The sequence below is a fragment of the Streptomyces panaciradicis genome, from assembly GCF_023516615.1.
GTDB classification, from domain to species: Bacteria; Actinomycetota; Actinomycetes; order Streptomycetales; family Streptomycetaceae; genus Streptomyces; species Streptomyces panaciradicis.
In genome coordinates, this window is record NZ_JAMGBF010000065.1 from 1 (window position 1) to 776 (window position 776).

Here is a 776-nt window from a genome sequence, read left to right on the forward strand (position 1 = left end):
CACGTTGACGGTGACCTTCTGCGACAGGTCGCCGTTGGCCACCGCCGTCGTCACCGCGGCGATGTCCCGCACCTCGATGGTGAGGTTGCGGAAGACCGTGTTGACGGAGTCGGTGAGGTCCTTCCAGGTGCCGGCGGCGCCGGGAACGTTCGCCTGACCGCCCAGCTGCCCCGCCGCACCGACCTCGTTGGCCACACGGGTGACCTCGTCCGCGAAGATCCGCAGCGTCTCGGTCATCTGGTTGATCGTGTCCGCGAGCTGCGCGACCTCGCCGCGCGCCGAGACGGTCACCTTCTGCGACAGATCGCCGTTGGCCACCGCGGTGGTGACCTGTGAGATACCGCGCACCTGGGCCGTGAGGTTGCCGGCCATGAGGTTCACCGAATCGGTGAGGTCCTTCCACACGCCGGCCACACCGGGCACCTGCGCCTGGCCGCCGAGCTCGCCCTCCGTGCCCACCTCGCGGGCGACGCGGGTCACCTCGGAGGAGAACGAAGACAGCTGGTCCACCATCGTGTTGACGGTGTTCTTCAGCTCCAGCATCTCGCCGGCGACGTGCACGGTCACTTTGCGTGACAGATCGCCCTTGGCCACCGCCGTCGTCACCAGGGCGATGTCGCGCACCTGGGCCGTCAGCCGGTACGCCATCGTGTTGACGGAGTCCGTGAGGTCCTTCCACGAACCCGACATGCCCCGCACGCGTGCCTGGCCGCCCAGCTTGCCCTCGGTGCCCACCTCGCTGGCCACGCGCGTGACCTCGTCGGTGAAGGTCGACA

1 protein-coding gene is annotated in these 776 nt (G+C 68.7%); it reads right to left on the reverse strand.

What is annotated here, in order from left to right:
• On the reverse strand, nt 1–776 hold a 776-nt coding region (locus M8J74_RS22150), incomplete at both ends, for a HAMP domain-containing protein (RefSeq protein WP_249838113.1).